Here is a 14,561-nt window from a genome sequence, read left to right on the forward strand (position 1 = left end):
AAGGTTGTAACAAACTATGTTTACCACGCGTTAAAGAATACCACCACCGGCTCGACCTTCTTTCATAGTTTCACCCTGTCTGATAGAAAGAGCTGCTTGCTCACCCGCCACCAATCGCGGGCAGGAAATGAATCTCACTCTCGGGTGACACCTTCTGCGCCAGCCCCCGGGGAGTCACATTCTGATCGACGGTCACCGCGATTCCGGGGCGCAGCTTCCCGTCAGGACAGAGCCGCTCCAGCGTTCCCGGATATTGAGCATTGAGGGACTGCACCGCTTCCAGCACGGTGCTCCCGTCGACAACCACTTCTTCCTCCCCCTCACAGAATGGTCTGAGCAGGGGAGGAACAAACAGGCGAGGCATCAGGGCCTCCTTTACTTCAGGACTGTTTCTGCAACAGTTCGTGCAGCACGCGTGGCGGCGACATCGGCAGCTCGTACATCCGCACGTCGACTGCTTCGTGAATCGCGGCTCCCAGCGCGGCCGGCGGCGGTACGATGGGAACTTCCCCAACGCCACGCACACCAAACGGATGACCGGGGTTCGGCACTTCCACGATGATCGTTTCGATCATCGGCAGGTCGTAACAGGTGGGAATCCGGTAATCGAGGAAGTTGGCATTCCGCATGCTGCCTTCCGTGTCATACCAGTATTCTTCATTCAACCCCCAGCCAATCCCCTGCACGGCACCACCCTGGATCTGTCCTTCGACATAAGCGGGATGGATGGCCGTTCCGCAGTCCTGGGCAGCGGTGTAACGCAGAATATCGACTTTACCCGTATCCGGATCGACTTCCACATCGACCACGTGGGCACCGAAGGCACCGCCGGGCTCGTTGTGATTGGAAACGCCCCGACCGACCAGCGGTTCGCCGGTCAGACTCAACTCGATGGCAATCTCTTTGAACGGCACCCGCTTGTCAGGACCGACGACGCAACCATCTTCATAAGAGACAGCAGACGGATCGACTTCCCATAGTTCAGCGGCGCGAGCCACGATCTGACGCTGCAGGTCTTTCCCTGCTTCATAAGCGGCCCAACCGGTCGCATAAGTCACACGGCTGCCGCCCGTCACGTCGGTGTAACCCACGCTGTCGGTATCGACCACAGCCGGCTTGATGTCTTCCGCGGCGATTCCCAGTGTTTCCGCAAACTGCATCGCGATCGCGGTACGCGAACCGCCGATGTCGGTCGAACCTTCGAGCAGACCGACTGAACCATCTGAGTTCACGGTCGCCGTCACAGCCGACTTCAATCCGGCGTTGAACCAGAAACCACAGGCAATGCCGCGGCCTTTGTTGTCCCCTTCCAGGGCTGAATTAAAGTGCTCACTGTTTTTGATCGCTTCCAGTGTTTCCACCAGACCGATGCGGGGATAAGTCACGCCATCGATCCGCCGGGTTCCCTCTTTCGAAGCGTTCAGCAGACGGAAATCAATCGGTGCCATTCCGATCTGTTCGCACAGTTCATCGACGACCGTTTCTGTCGCAAACGCAGCGTTGGTCGCCCCGGGAGCCCGATAGGCGTTTGTCCGTGGCTTGTTGACGCAGACGTCGTAGCCTTCCACGCGGCCGTTGGGCACATCGTAGCAGGAGAAGACGCACATGCAGCCGGCCCCGATCGGCGAACCGGGATAACCGCCCGCTTCGTAAGCCATCCAGGCTTCGGCGGCGGTAATGCGGCCGTCGGCATCGGCTCCCATTTTGACTTTAATGTAAGAACCCGGAGTCGGGCCGGTTGCCTGCAGCACGTCAGCCCGGTCCATCACGAGTTGCACCGGAGCCCCTGACTTGCGGGACAGCACGGCTGCCACCGGTGCGAGGTAGACCGAAATCTTACCGCCAAAGCCACCACCGATTTCCATCGGCACGACTTTCACACGTGCCAGCGGCACGTCCAGCAGTTCAGCAACCTGCTGACGAACAGAGAACGTTCCCTGGGTCGATGTCCAGACGGTAATCTGTCCGTCGTTGTTCCAGAGCGAGGTCGCCACGTGAGGTTCGATGTAACCCTGGTGCACGGTCGCGGTACGGAATTCTTTTTCCACGACGTATTTCGCATCCGCGAAACCTTTGGCGATATCCCCTTTTTCATAAACGAGATGCTTGGCGATATTCGAAGGCTTGTCGCCCATTTCTCCCGAAACGGCTTCTTCGGTATGCACATCCGGGTTGAGTACCGGAGCATCGTCTTCCATCGCTTTCAGCACGTCCATCACCGGAGGCAGCACTTCGTACTCGACCTCAATCAGGCTGGCTGCTTCCTGTGCGATGTGAATATTGTCGGCAGCGACCGCAGCAATGGGATGCCCCTTGTAGAGCACCTTGGTACGGGCCAGGTTGTTGCTGCTCAGGTGATTCAGATTCACGGCCCCTTCGCCGAGTTCTGCAATTTTATCACCGGGCTCGGGCATGTCGGCACTCGTCGCCACAGCGCGAACACCGGGCAGTGCTTCCGCCTTGGAAATATCGATCGACTTGATCACGGCATGAGCGTGCGGGCTGCGATGAATCGCACCGTAGATCATCCCTTTGACCTTGATGTCCGCGCCGTACAACGCACGACCGGTAACTTTGTCGGCCCCGTCGTGACGAATCGGACGCGTGCCGATCACTTTGTACTTGGGAGCATCACCACTGCCTGCATCTGTTTTGGTTTCATCGATTGTCGCCATTAGACCGTCTCCTTTTCACATGAGGCAGCTTGTCCACATCGTACTTCCGCAGCCTGCTGAATCGCACGCACAATCTTGTCGTATCCGGTGCAGCGACACAGATTGCCCGCCATCGAGAAGCGAATTTCCTCTTCGGTCGGGTTGGGGTTCTTATCCAGAAACGCTTTGGCAGACATGATGTAGCCCGGGGTGCAGATGCCGCACTGCAGCGCTGCATTTTCCAGAAAGGCTTCCTGCAGCGGATCCAGACCATCACCGGGGGCGAGCCCTTCGATGGTTTCGATCTCGGTCCCTTCGGCTTCGACCGCCAGAACCATACAGGTATTGACGGCTTTCCCGTCCATCACGACCGAGCAGGCACCACAGTTGCCGTTGGAGCAACCTTCTTTGGCACCGGTCAGGTTGAGTGTATTGCGTAAGACTTCGAGCAAGGTCTGTCGAGGCTGACAGAGGAACTCCTCTTCACGGCCATTGATAGTCGCGGTTACGATCCGTTTCTTCGCCATCGAAGTGTCCTTATTAAAAATTTCAGTTGGGATTCAGTTTTTAAGAGAGAGTTTTCGCTTCGCAGAAACGAATCATCCCCGAGCACGTTCCACCGCCTGTTTGATGACACGTTCGGTCAACACGCCGGTCACATGAATGCGGAATTCTTCGGTGCCCCGCATGTCGGTAATCGGATGCACGACCGACTTCGCTGCGTCCGCCGCTTTTTTGATGGTTTCATCATTCACCGGCTGACCTGCCAGTGCATCACACGCTTCCTGACACAGGAACGGTTTCGCAGCAACAGCCCCCAGTCCGATGCGGGCCGAAACGAAGTTTTGGCCACTCTCATCCAGAACCACGGAGGCCCCGACTCCCACGACGGCAATATCCATTTCATTCCGGGGAATGAATCGTCGGTAATGCGAACCGCTGTGAGCAGGACGAGCCGGGAAGCGGAGTTCCACAATGATCTCCCCCGGTTCCAGCACATTCTGGCCCGGCCCGGTACAGAAATCTTCGACCGCGACTTCGCGGGTCCCATCAGGACCGGCAATCACGACGGTGGCTTCCAGAGCGATTAACGCGGGTGTTGAATCCGCGGCAGCACCGGCATTCGCCAGGTTCCCCCCGACGCTGGCCCGGTTCTGAATCTGCATGCCGCCGATAATATGACTGCTGTCAGTGATCGCGGAGTAGTTATCGACGATCCCCTGGTGGCCGTAAATCTGGTAACAGGGAACCGCGGCTCCCAGGCGGAGCCCGTCATCGTTGAGCTCCAGCGCCATCAGTTCCGGAATCTTCTTCAAATCGACAATCAGATCGGTCGTCAACCGGCCGGTGCGGACATGGTCGATCAGGTCGGTTCCCCCTGCCAGCGGGCGGGCATTTCCATTGCTTTTGGCCAATAACCCGACGGCATCAGCCAGGGAAACAGGTGCTTCGTATTCAAAATCACGCATCGCAGGTTGGTCCCTCTCCAAATTGTCTTGATCTTGCTCAATTCGCAGCCGCACTCGACTCGCTGAGTGAGTTTGTCTTACCGTCTATTATCAGTCACAGGTCATTTAACATCAATGCAACCAAAGTCGAACAGCCGCCCGATTTCCCATTTTTATAATTTCCTTTAGAATAAAGTCTCAGGCCGGTCTGACAAGCCCGATTCCCGTCCGCCAGCGGAGAAAAGTTCCGATTGAGCGACCCGACACACTTACCACGCCTTTGCGGATTTGTTAACCTGCTTCGCAGTGAACAGTTCCGGCGGCTCCAACGTCGCAGGCACCGTTGACGTAAGAGTATTGCTGACAGGATGTCATCAATCTGGACCCGCAATCCGGAAAAACACCATCAGCCAATGGTCTCTGAAACAAATTCCATCTACCAGAGATAGTGCCTCGAGCACTCAGAGGCAGGTTATATATAGTGGCACGTAAAAAATCGTCTTCTGATCTGAATCAACAAATCGAACAGCGCACCCGGGATCTCGGTGAGCAGATCTGGGGGCACCTGGAACGGCGCGAGCCGACCATGTTCGAAAAGCGCTGGTGGGACGATCGCATCCCCTCCTGGGCGATGGCCGACGAATCCGTCAAAGTGCAGATGTTCCGCTTTGTCGACGTGCTTCCCATGCTCCGCTCGCACGACTCCATCGTACGGCACCTGCAGGAATATTTTGAAGATGTCCGCAAGCATCTTCCCTGGGCGGCCCGCATCGGTCTGGAACTTTCGCAACCGAATTCCGTCCTCGGACGTGCCCTGGCCCTGAACGCCCGCTCCAATGCCCGCCGCATGGCCAGCCGCTTCATCGCGGGTTCTTCCGTCGAAGAGATCCACTACACCGTCGACCGCCTCCGCAGCGAGAACTTCGCCTTCACCCTCGACCTGCTGGGCGAAGCGGTCATCAGCGAAGTCGAAGCCGAAGCCTATCTGCAGTCCTACCTGGATCTGATCTCCGGACTCGCACCCCGCGTGCGGAAATGGTCTGAAAATGTGCAGCTCGACTGGGACAGCCAGGGACACCTGCCCCGCACCAATGTTTCCATCAAGCTCTCTGCCCTGTGCAGCCAGTTCAAGCCCACCGACCCGGTTGGCACGATGGCCGTCGTCCAGCCCCGTCTGCGGAAACTGCTCCGACAGGCGATGAAGTACGACGCCTACCTGCACGTCGATATGGAGCAGAACTCCTACAAGCCGCTGACGCTGGAAATCTTCAAGCAGACGCTGATGGAAAAAGAATTCCGCGATTTCGACAACGTCGGCATCGTAATACAGGCTTATCAGCCGGCCGCCGAACAGGATCTGCAGGACCTGCTCAAGTGGGCCAAAAAACGCAAAGCACCGATCTGGATCCGCCTCGTCAAAGGTGCCTACTGGGATTACGAAACCATCGTTTCCGGCTACCGCAACTGGCCGATCCCCGTATTCCAGCAGAAATGGGAATCGGACGCCAACTTCGAAAAACTGACCAAGGTCCTGCTGGAAAACCATCAGTGGCTCCGACCTGCCTTTGGCAGTCATAACCTCCGCAGTCTGGCGCACGCCATCGCCGCGGCCCACGAACTGGACATTCCCCCTTCCGCTTATGAAATCCAGATGCTGTATGGCATGGGCAAGGAACAGGCCCAGGTCTTTGCGGAGCTGGGGCATCGCGTCCGCATTTACACGCCGTTCGGCGAACTGATTCCCGGCATGGCTTACCTCGTCCGCCGCCTGCTGGAAAACACCTCTAACGATTCATTCCTTCGACAAAGCTTTACCGAGCACGTCAACCTGGAGACCCTGATGATGAACCCGTCCGAACATGCGAAAACCGCCACCAAACAGAAACCGGCAGAAGACGCCGACGGCTTCCAGAATGAACCGCTCACCGATTTCAGCCTCGAAGAATCCCGTACGAAAATGCAGGCGGCTCTGGAAGAAGTCGAAGACCAGTTCGGTAAAGAATACCCGCTGCTGATCAACGGCCGCGCGATCGACACCAAAGCCACGATCACTTCGCGAAACCCCTCTCACAAGTCCGATTCACTGGGCACCGTCTCCTCCGCCTCCGCGGACGACGCCATCGACGCCATCGATGCCGCCCGGCGTGCCTTCCCCGCCTGGTCGCGCACCGAACCCCAGTACCGCGCCGAATACCTGGAACTGATCGCCGCCAACATGCGTCGCCGTCGTTTCGAACTGGCCGCCTGGATCGTCTTTGAATGCGGTAAACCCTGGGAAGAAGCGGACGGCGATGTCGTCGAAGCCATCGATTTCTGCATGTACTACGCCAACCAGATGCGCCGCCTGGCTCATCCGCTGCACTGTGACGTCCCCGGTGAAGAGAACGTCTACTTCTACCGTCCCCGCGGCACCGTAGCTGTCATCGCCCCCTGGAACTTCCCACTCGCGATCCTGACCGGTATGACTGTCGCTTCCCTGGTCACAGGCAACACGGTCGTCATGAAACCAGCAGAACAATCGTCGATTGTCGCCGCCAAGCTGATGGACGTGATCCACGAATCAGGCATCCCCGATGGTGTCGTCAACTTCCTCCCCGGCATCGGTGAAGAAGTCGGCCCCGAACTGGTCGGCAGCCCCGACGTGGAAATGATCACCTTCACCGGCTCACGCGATGTCGGCCTGGCGATCAACGAATCCGCCTCCGATACCGATACCCGCCAGAAGATGGTCAAACGGGTCATCGCGGAAATGGGAGGCAAGAACGCGATCATCGTCGACGACGACGCCGACCTCGACGAAGCGGTCCTCGGCGTGATCCACTCCGCCTTCAATTACGCCGGCCAGAAATGTTCGGCCTGCTCCCGCGTCATCGTGCTCGAATCGATTCACGACACCTTCGTCAGCCGCCTGGTCGAAGCCACCAAGGCCCTCAAGATCGGCCCCGCGGAAGATCCCGGCACCGTCGTCGGCCCGGTCATCGATGAAGAAGCCCACCAGCGGATTCTGGAGTACATCGAGATCGGCAAAGAAGAAGCCACCCTCGCCCTGGCCTGTGACACCTCCGACCTGGAAGACGAAGGCTACTACGTAGGCCCGCACATCTTCACCGACGTCGATTCCACCTGCCAGATCGCCCAGGAAGAAATCTTCGGCCCCGTCCTCGCCGTCATCAAGGCAGACGACTTTGACGAAGCGATTACCATCGCCAACGATACGCCTTACGCCCTCACGGCAGGCGTCTTCAGTCGCAGCCCCGCCCACTTGAACAAGGCACGCATGGAAATCGTAGCCGGCAACATCTACCTCAACCGGAACATCACCGGCGCCATGGTCGAACGCCACCCGTTCGGCGGCTTCAAGATGTCCGGCATCGGCAGCAAGACTGGCGGCCCCGACTATCTGCTGCAGTTCCTCGTTCCGGTCAACGTCACCGAAAACACCATGCGTCGCGGCTTCGCCCCCGATGCTGCTGCGGAAGACGAAGCAGAATAACCGCCTTTTACGCTACTCTTCCCGCGGTCCTTCCGCGGGAAGATATTTTTCAAAGCCTTTGAAGTACTTGCCCCGCTCGATCATCTCCCGCGTCAACAGGCCGGCAAAATAGATCGGCAAATGCGGCTCGGCTTTGAGATTCTCGACCAGCCAGTCTAAGCCGGCACGTCCGCGCACAAGCACAATCACATTCTTCTCCCCCTTCTCATCCAGCCCCTGCGTCAGAATGACATGCTCGTTTTTCCCCAGGCGGCGGGAAACCAACTGCTCTGCCTCCTCCAGGGTTCTCGCCGGTCGACCACTGCAGATAACCACGTACACTCCACGGGACGCATAATCCTCCGCATTGGGTGGCTCCGATCCGGTCAACTGCCGGTAAGCACTGACTGCCTGCCCCAATGCAACTTCCGTCAACTGTTCATGTTCGCGTAATGCCTGGGCAAACAGTGTCGACAGGTAATACTTGTCATCCTCATGATTTCCCATACCCCACAGAATCCGCGTGCGCATATTGTGATTGGTCGTGGCATCAAAGGGGGGCGCCATATAGACATGAAATAACGCCCGCAGCACATTCTTCGTCTTCTTCGTTCCCGGGCCAAAGCCATGATAGATCGCCGCGTAGCGCAGTCCGGGTGGTCCTGTCGGATCGAGTGCCTGATAAAAAATCTCCGTCAGTCGAGGATCGCGCGGCCAGCCCAGTGCACTTGAAATCCAGCCAATCATGTGATTGGGTGAATACCTCGAATGCTTCGAATGCCGCAGACCCTGACGAAACAGTTCCAGCAGTTCCGCATCAGTCAGGTTCAACTGATCCCGTTTCGCATAGACATCATCCAGCTGTTTGCCTGCTGCCGGATCATCCGCGAAATAGGCTTCATAATCAGGAGCCACATATTCCGCCGCCTCATACGCATATGTCGCACCCACAGGAGGACGTGTGTAGTCAGGCAGATTACTCCGGGGGCTTCCCTCAGGCAGAAAGCGAGCCAGCTCATTCAGCCGTCGCGTCTGTAACACCAACGCCGTGAACAGCTCATTGCAGTCCAGCTCGAGGTGCATTCGCTTCGAAATGATATATTCCAGCAGTCGACGGTTCTTCAACCCCTTCACCAGCACGATGGCTGTCTCATATCCCTCATCGACCCGGGTGAGAAAAGCCAGTACCGCATCCTGCCGAGTCCCGAATGGTTTCATCACCATTTTACGCAAAATCTCCGCAGCCCGGGGATGTGTCGCAGAAACATCAGGCCGATGAAAAGCAATGATCCACAGGCCCAGGTCATCAAACCGCTCTAACCCAGGCGGATCGGTCTCAAACACCGCCTGCCAGGTCTCCAGTGTCGCTCCCACCGTCAGATCGTTCAACTGACTGTGATCATCCAGTAGCCCTGACAGCAGCTTTCGCGTCTGCTCCTTGTCGCCATAGGTCCGCATCCCCCAGGCAATCCGGTGTTTCTCATGCCAGGGCATCTGAGGATATTGCTCCATCAGCATCCGCACCAGATTTGCCGAACGATCCGAGACCACCATTGGGCCATGATAGAGAGCAGAGTGCGCAACACCGGGCAGGTCACTGACACTCGCGTGATACATCAGTTCGATCGCCCTCGGATCCTGCTCTTTGCGATTCCAGATATACTGGTTCCCCACCTGTCCCAGCAGTGTGGTCCGATGATGTGAACAGTTCCGCAGTCCACGCCGGATCAAAGCCAGACGCTCATCGATGCTGGAGACCTTCAGCTTGCCTTCGATCATCTGGTCCAGTTGCGCGCCCGCTGCCTTGTCATCCGGGAAAAACGCTTCGAAATCGGGAGGCACATACTGATCGGTCCGGTTCCAGGCAAATGGCGGCTCAATTTTCCCGGGCAGCGCCTGCGTGTCAGACTCCTCTGCCGGGAAAGCGGGCTGCATCCTGGAAACAGCAGCGACGCTGATCGTCAACAGCACCAGAAACTTCACCACGCCACGCAACTTCAACTCAGAGGTCGATCGCATTTCATCTCCTCCTCAGTTTTCAGAATTACCGGTGGCAGCCAGGCGCGTTTAACCGAATCCGCCGCCTCCGCCATCATCTCCCATGTAGCCCCCTTCAGGGACATCCAGGTTCGTGTAGTTGCCGAACCGCATTGATTCACGGAGCCACGTCAGGTTCACAATCCCGGTCGGACCACTACGGTGCTTGGCCACAACCACTTCTGCCAGACCCGGATGGTCTTCCGGATCATAAGCGTCAGGACGGTGCAGGAACATGATCAGGTCGGCGTCCTGTTCGATGGCTCCACTTTCTCGCAAGTCAGCCAGACGCGGACGCTTGTCTTCACGCAACTCCACACCGCGGTTCAACTGGGCCAGGGCAATCGTCGGCACATTCAATTCCTTACACAGCCCCTTCAGACGCCGCGTGATCCCCGCGATCTGCTGTTCACGGGGCATCGTCTTGTCTTCCGGTTCAATCAGCTGCAGGTAATCGATGATAATCAGCCCCAGGTTGCTCAACCGCTTCAAACGCCGGCAAATCGCACTGATTTCCTGAATCGTCCGCCCCGGCTTATCGTCGATAAACAGAGGCATCTCGCTGATCTGGGAAGAGGCCTCCAGCAACCGGTGCCGCTCGTCATCCTCCAGGTCCCCGGCACGCAGCGCGTGACCGTTCACCCCCGAGCGGATACACAACAGACGCTCTGCCAGTTCCAGCTTTGACTGTTCCAGAGAGAAGATAATCGTCGCCACGCCCCCCTCGTCGGCGGCGGCTTCCGCGAAGTTACAGACCAGCGCGGTCTTCCCCATCGAAGGACGGGCCGCCAGGACGATCAATTCGGAAGGCTGAAAACCGTTGATCTGTTCGTCCAGGTCGACGAACCCGGTCGTGGTTCCGGTCAGTGATCCCTCTTTCTGGGTTCGCTCGTGGATCCGGTCAAAGGCATCCATCAGGATGTCCTTGATGTCGATCTTATCCCCTTCTCCCTGCGATTCGAGAATACTGAAGATACTCTGCTCGGCCTTGTTTAACACCTCCAGAGTGTCGCCCTGCGGTGAATAGCTTTCCCGAATGATTTCGGTACACGAGTGAATCAGTTCCCGCTGAACCGATTTGTCCCGCACGATGTTCGCATAGTATTCCGCGTGCGCCGCGTGAGGGACGCTCTCCAGGATCTCATGCAGGTACATCACATTGCCGGCCTCGTCCAGCTCTCCCTTGGAGTCGAGCTCTTCGGCCACCGTCACCGCGTCAATCCCGCGGACGCCGGCATCGTGCAAGCGCAGAATCGCAGCAAAGATCCGCGCGTTTTTATCGCTGTAGAAATGGTTGGTTTTGACAATCTGCACGAGGTCGTCAATGACCACGTTGTCGAGCAGAATACTGCCCAGCACGGCTTTCTCTGCATCCAGGTTCTGTGGCGGCACTTTACCGAACAGCTCTTCCACAGACTCCTGCTTTGGACGGCGAAAATTTCCTTTGCCCGCAACTGACATGACCATCCCCTGGAACGTTTGACTCAATGAAATGAAAACACACGACGCAGCCCCCGTTCAGCTCCGGGTGAATGCACGTCGTGTTGCAGGCGTCATCATATAACAACAAAAGAGGTCCGGCAATAACCGGACCTCTTCGTTTTTTATGACGCAGTTCGACAGCCCTGCTGCCGAAACGGGTTAGCTTTTTTCTGCAGTCGGTACGACCCAGACTTTGACTTCGGTCTTCACCTTTTCGTGCAGCTGCAGCTTGACGGTATACATACCGAGCTCTTTCAGCGGACCTTCCAGGCGAATCGCTTCAGCATCGACTTCGAAGCCGCTCTCCTTGAGGGACTTGCTGATGTCAACAGCCACGATCGAACCATACAGGTGACCTTCTTCGTTGGCGTTGGCTTCCATGGTGACGCTGTGCTTGCTGACTTTGTCTGCCAGACCCTTGAGCGATTTGAGATGCTCTTTTTCCAGCTCGGCCACTTTCTTCTGGTGCTGTGTCACCATCCGCTTGTTGTGCTCAGTGGCAATGGTGGCCATGCCGTAAGGCAGCAGGAAGTTACGGGCATAGCCGGGTTTGACCCGCACAATGTCACCCTGCTCACCGAGGTTGTCGACATTTTCTGCCAGCAAAACCTCGATAGATGACTTGGAACTACCGACCACAGAGGTGCTACGTTGTTTGCGAACCATTATCAATCACTTCCGTAATTTTCAGTTTTTACTATCGTTTTGAATAAAAATTGACTCGTTGTGCTGCTCCGTTGAAACGGCCTTCACTTAGAAAGGCACGTCGTCGTCGGGCATTCCACCTGGTGAATCGTAAAAGGAGTCTGCCGGGCTGGAGGAACCACCCTGCGAGGAACCGCCGCGGCTGCCATAACCGCCGCCACCGCCGCCGCTGGGACCACCACCGCCTCCGGGGCCATCGCCACGTCCGCCAAGCATGGTCATGTTTTCGCCAACCACTTTCAACTTGCTGCGTTTCTGGCCCGATTCTTTGTCATCCCACTGATCCAGTTGCAAACGCCCTTCGATCAGCACCGAACGCCCCTTGGTCAGATATTCGCTGGCAACTTCTGCGGTGCGTCCCCACAGGGTCACATCCACAAACGTTGTCTCTTCCTTCCGGGAATTGGAATTCTTATCAAACCAGCTTCGGTTCACTGCCAGACCAATTTCCGCAACCGCACTTCCTCCAGGCGTGTATCGCACCTGCGGATCGCGAGTCAGATTTCCTACCAGGATGACTTTGTTGAAACTGGCCATCAACGGCCTCCGTGAGTTTGAATGACTTAATCGGGTAACTTTCCTGGAGCCCTCTTCAGCTCCAGACTCCAGATGCAGACGTCTTAGCTGTCACTGTCGTCGTCATCATCGTCGTCGTTGAGAGCATCGTAGTCGACGCTATCATCGCTGCTTTCGCCAACCGTTTCTGGTGCAGCGGAAGGATCGATGGCAGAAACCATGGCATCAAACAGTGTCTGAGGCTGCTTGATGACCATCTGGCGAATCACAATGTCACTCAGGTGACAGGAACGGGTGATAACATCCATTCCGCTACCAGGCATGGTGAAATACACCAGGTAGTGCAGGCCTTTCATGTGGCCATCGATTTCGTATGCCAGCTTACCATCCTGCCAGGGACGGTGAGCAACGATTTCGGCACCGGCTTTTGACAGAATTTCCAGAACGTGTGCAATGGTTCCTTCGTGATCTGCAGCAAATTTGCCGCTGTCCAGCAGGAACATACCTTCGTAATTAACCATAACCGCTTTTTTCTCTGCTACAGACAAGACTGTTCTCCCGGAATAATTTGGCCCTAAGGCCAGATTGACGATCAGACTCTATTTTGTTTTGACCACCGGTTTTCACAAAAACCAGGGTCCGTGTTTCATTCAGGTGCATTCACCTGATTCATGGCGATTTCCAGGCCCTGTTCGACCCAGCATTCAACCCCGCGGGCCGCGTTTTGTACCGCCTGCGAAACCGAATCGGACTCGTTATCCCGAAATCGACTTAAAACATAATCCGCTACCGCAAACCCGGCCGGAGGTCGCCCCACTCCCATTCGCAGGCGTGGCACATCCTGGGTCCCCAGTTTCTGGAGAATGTCCTGTAAACCTTTTTGTCCTCCCGCCGAGCCGGATCCCCGTAACCGGAGTCGCCCCAGAGGCAGGTTCATATCATCACAGACCACCATGACATCGCTGGCAGGCAGTTTGTAAAACTTGGTCACAGCGGCAACGCTGCGACCACTTAAATTCATAAATGTCTGCGGGGCAACGAGTAACACCTTGTCACCCCCCAGCGAAAACTCACCGACGAGCGCCTCAAACTGGCTTTTGAACCCGGCAACACCGTGCCAGTCTGCCAGCTGAGACAAAACGTCAAACCCGATATTGTGACGTGTTCGCTCGTATTGTCTACCGGGATTCCCCAGTCCTACGACCACTTTCACAACGCCACCCGTCAGGTTCTTAACTACTGATTACTTGATCGCGATTGAACCAGGGACAACTATTCTTCGGTTGCTTCTTCTGATTCGGATTCCCCAATAACTTCGGGAGCGTCAGGACCTTCGCCTTCTTCTTCCCCGAGTTCAGGAACGCCCTGCGGAGGCAGAACGTGAACTACAACCTGCTCTGGTTCGTTATGGATCTTGGCTCCACGAGGAACTTCGATATCGCTGACGTGAATCGCATCGCCAATTTCCAGCGAGTTGATTCGCACGGGAATGCTGTCCGGAATGCTGTGAGCCAGACAGTCCAGTTCCAGTGTGTGCAGAGGCTGTTCCAGTACGCCACCATCGAGGGCACCGGGGGAAGTACCACGCAGGGTTACAGGAACTTCGACAGTCACCCGCTCAGATGCGTTGATCCGCATCAGGTCGACATGCAGAATATAGCTGCCAAAGGTGTCCCACTGCAGATCACGCAGAATCGTTTCTTCGACTTTGCCATCCACGTCGATTTCAAAAACCCGTTCCCGGTTCTTGATCAGATCACGCAGATCGTGATCGTCGACACTGATATGGGCAGGCTCCAGCTCATGTCCGTACACGACAGCAGGAATACGCCCTGCACGACGGATGCGACGGCTTTCAATGGATCCCAGTTTTTCCCGTTTGGAGGCACTGATTCGCTGCAATACAAAATCGTCTGACATTTCCCAACATTCCTCGAAGAGTGACTCGACACATCTCGTCGAACCACTCGTCCATTAAAGACTTTGAATCGATAAATCCGACACGATATCGTGAATACAGTAATATTACCGTTGTCTCAAAGGGCTTCCGCAGTGGAACCGGAGATCGAAATCGGCCTTAAAACAGGCCGAAAAGGACAATTCCAACCGGTCTCCCCGGAGACAAAATCAGCGGGTCCAGCCGACTACATCAGCTGGTCTCTCACCAGATCGTTATAGTTGAAGCGTGCAAAAATAACTTCCCGCTTACAAATCTGCAACCGAACACCCCCTCTATCTTGGTTGAAA

General features: G+C 56.4%; 12 protein-coding genes. 1 reads left to right on the forward strand and 11 read right to left on the reverse strand.

Annotation, left to right across the window (positions count from 1 at the left end):
* Positions 1–100: 100 nt before the first annotated feature.
* The 4 genes from FYZ48_RS13325 to FYZ48_RS13340 form a co-directional block, all read right to left on the reverse strand.
* Positions 101–364 carry a MoaD/ThiS family protein gene (locus tag FYZ48_RS13325; protein WP_149341140.1) on the reverse strand — a complete coding sequence of 88 codons (264 nt, stop codon included), beginning with the start codon at positions 362–364 and terminating at the stop codon, positions 101–103.
* A gap of 16 nt (positions 365–380) precedes the next feature.
* Positions 381–2,675: a xanthine dehydrogenase family protein molybdopterin-binding subunit gene (locus tag FYZ48_RS13330; RefSeq protein WP_149341142.1), complete on the reverse strand. Its 2,295-nt coding sequence runs from the start codon at positions 2,673–2,675 to the stop codon at positions 381–383.
* Positions 2,675–3,181 carry a (2Fe-2S)-binding protein gene (locus FYZ48_RS13335; protein WP_145181349.1) on the reverse strand — a complete coding sequence of 169 codons (507 nt, stop codon included), beginning with the start codon at positions 3,179–3,181 and terminating at the stop codon, positions 2,675–2,677. The genes FYZ48_RS13330 and FYZ48_RS13335 overlap by 1 nt, the downstream gene beginning before the upstream one ends.
* 72 nt (positions 3,182–3,253) lie before the next feature.
* On the reverse strand, positions 3,254–4,123 hold the full coding sequence (locus tag FYZ48_RS13340) for an FAD binding domain-containing protein (protein ID WP_149341144.1): 870 nt from the start codon (positions 4,121–4,123) through the stop codon (positions 3,254–3,256).
* A 460-nt stretch (positions 4,124–4,583) separates the two neighbouring features.
* Between FYZ48_RS13340 and pruA the strand changes: the two genes are divergently transcribed.
* Complete coding sequence (pruA, locus tag FYZ48_RS13345; RefSeq protein WP_149341146.1) at positions 4,584–7,595, forward strand: L-glutamate gamma-semialdehyde dehydrogenase; 3,012 nt, start codon at positions 4,584–4,586, stop codon at positions 7,593–7,595.
* A 12-nt stretch (positions 7,596–7,607) separates the two neighbouring features.
* Here the strand turns inward: pruA and FYZ48_RS13350 are convergent, their stop codons facing one another.
* The 7 genes from FYZ48_RS13350 to FYZ48_RS13380 all read right to left on the reverse strand — a co-directional run bounded on the left by FYZ48_RS13350 (position 7,608) and on the right by FYZ48_RS13380 (position 14,234).
* Positions 7,608–9,593, reverse strand: a complete 1,986-nt coding sequence (locus tag FYZ48_RS13350; protein WP_149341148.1) for a hypothetical protein — start codon at positions 9,591–9,593, stop codon at positions 7,608–7,610.
* A 48-nt stretch (positions 9,594–9,641) separates the two neighbouring features.
* Positions 9,642–11,072 (reverse strand): replicative DNA helicase, encoded by a 1,431-nt coding sequence (gene dnaB, locus FYZ48_RS13355; RefSeq protein WP_149341151.1) that lies wholly within the window; start codon positions 11,070–11,072, stop codon positions 9,642–9,644.
* 180 nt (positions 11,073–11,252) lie between these two features.
* On the reverse strand, positions 11,253–11,759 hold the full coding sequence (gene rplI, locus FYZ48_RS13360; RefSeq protein ID WP_145037632.1) for a 50S ribosomal protein L9: 507 nt from the start codon (positions 11,757–11,759) through the stop codon (positions 11,253–11,255).
* A gap of 87 nt (positions 11,760–11,846) precedes the next feature.
* Positions 11,847–12,335 carry a single-stranded DNA-binding protein gene (gene ssb, locus FYZ48_RS13365; RefSeq protein WP_149341154.1) on the reverse strand — a complete coding sequence of 163 codons (489 nt, stop codon included), beginning with the start codon at positions 12,333–12,335 and terminating at the stop codon, positions 11,847–11,849.
* 83 nt (positions 12,336–12,418) lie between these two features.
* Positions 12,419–12,835 carry a 30S ribosomal protein S6 gene (rpsF, locus tag FYZ48_RS13370; protein WP_149341156.1) on the reverse strand — a complete coding sequence of 139 codons (417 nt, stop codon included), beginning with the start codon at positions 12,833–12,835 and terminating at the stop codon, positions 12,419–12,421.
* A 125-nt stretch (positions 12,836–12,960) separates the two neighbouring features.
* A complete protein-coding gene (gene pth / locus FYZ48_RS13375; protein ID WP_149341158.1) occupies positions 12,961–13,527 on the reverse strand; it encodes an aminoacyl-tRNA hydrolase in 567 nt (188 codons plus the stop codon).
* Between the two features lie 59 nt (positions 13,528–13,586).
* Positions 13,587–14,234: a 50S ribosomal protein L25 gene (locus tag FYZ48_RS13380; RefSeq protein WP_149341160.1), complete on the reverse strand. Its 648-nt coding sequence runs from the start codon at positions 14,232–14,234 to the stop codon at positions 13,587–13,589.
* Between the last annotated feature and the right edge of the window lie 327 nt (positions 14,235–14,561).

Origin of the sequence: Gimesia chilikensis, from assembly GCF_008329715.1 — a bacterium.
Lineage (GTDB): Bacteria > Planctomycetota > Planctomycetia > Planctomycetales > Planctomycetaceae > Gimesia > Gimesia chilikensis.

What these genes read in the sequence shown, in the direction of transcription:
- FYZ48_RS13350 (WP_149341148.1), bottom strand. Translation starts at nt 9,593, where the DNA reads ATGCGATCGACCTCTGAGTTGAAGTTGCGTGGCGTGGTGAAGTTTCTG.
- FYZ48_RS13380 (WP_149341160.1), bottom strand. Translation starts at nt 14,234, where the DNA reads ATGTCAGACGATTTTGTATTGCAGCGAATCAGTGCCTCCAAACGGGAA.
- FYZ48_RS13330 (WP_149341142.1), bottom strand. Translation starts at nt 2,675, where the DNA reads ATGGCGACAATCGATGAAACCAAAACAGATGCAGGCAGTGGTGATGCT.
- dnaB (WP_149341151.1), bottom strand. Translation starts at nt 11,072, where the DNA reads ATGTCAGTTGCGGGCAAAGGAAATTTTCGCCGTCCAAAGCAGGAGTCT.
- FYZ48_RS13335 (WP_145181349.1), bottom strand. Translation starts at nt 3,181, where the DNA reads ATGGCGAAGAAACGGATCGTAACCGCGACTATCAATGGCCGTGAAGAG.
- rpsF (WP_149341156.1), bottom strand. Translation starts at nt 12,835, where the DNA reads ATGGTTAATTACGAAGGTATGTTCCTGCTGGACAGCGGCAAATTTGCT.
- FYZ48_RS13325 (WP_149341140.1), bottom strand. Translation starts at nt 364, where the DNA reads ATGCCTCGCCTGTTTGTTCCTCCCCTGCTCAGACCATTCTGTGAGGGG.
- ssb (WP_149341154.1), bottom strand. Translation starts at nt 12,335, where the DNA reads ATGGCCAGTTTCAACAAAGTCATCCTGGTAGGAAATCTGACTCGCGAT.
- rplI (WP_145037632.1), bottom strand. Translation starts at nt 11,759, where the DNA reads ATGGTTCGCAAACAACGTAGCACCTCTGTGGTCGGTAGTTCCAAGTCA.
- FYZ48_RS13340 (WP_149341144.1), bottom strand. Translation starts at nt 4,123, where the DNA reads ATGCGTGATTTTGAATACGAAGCACCTGTTTCCCTGGCTGATGCCGTC.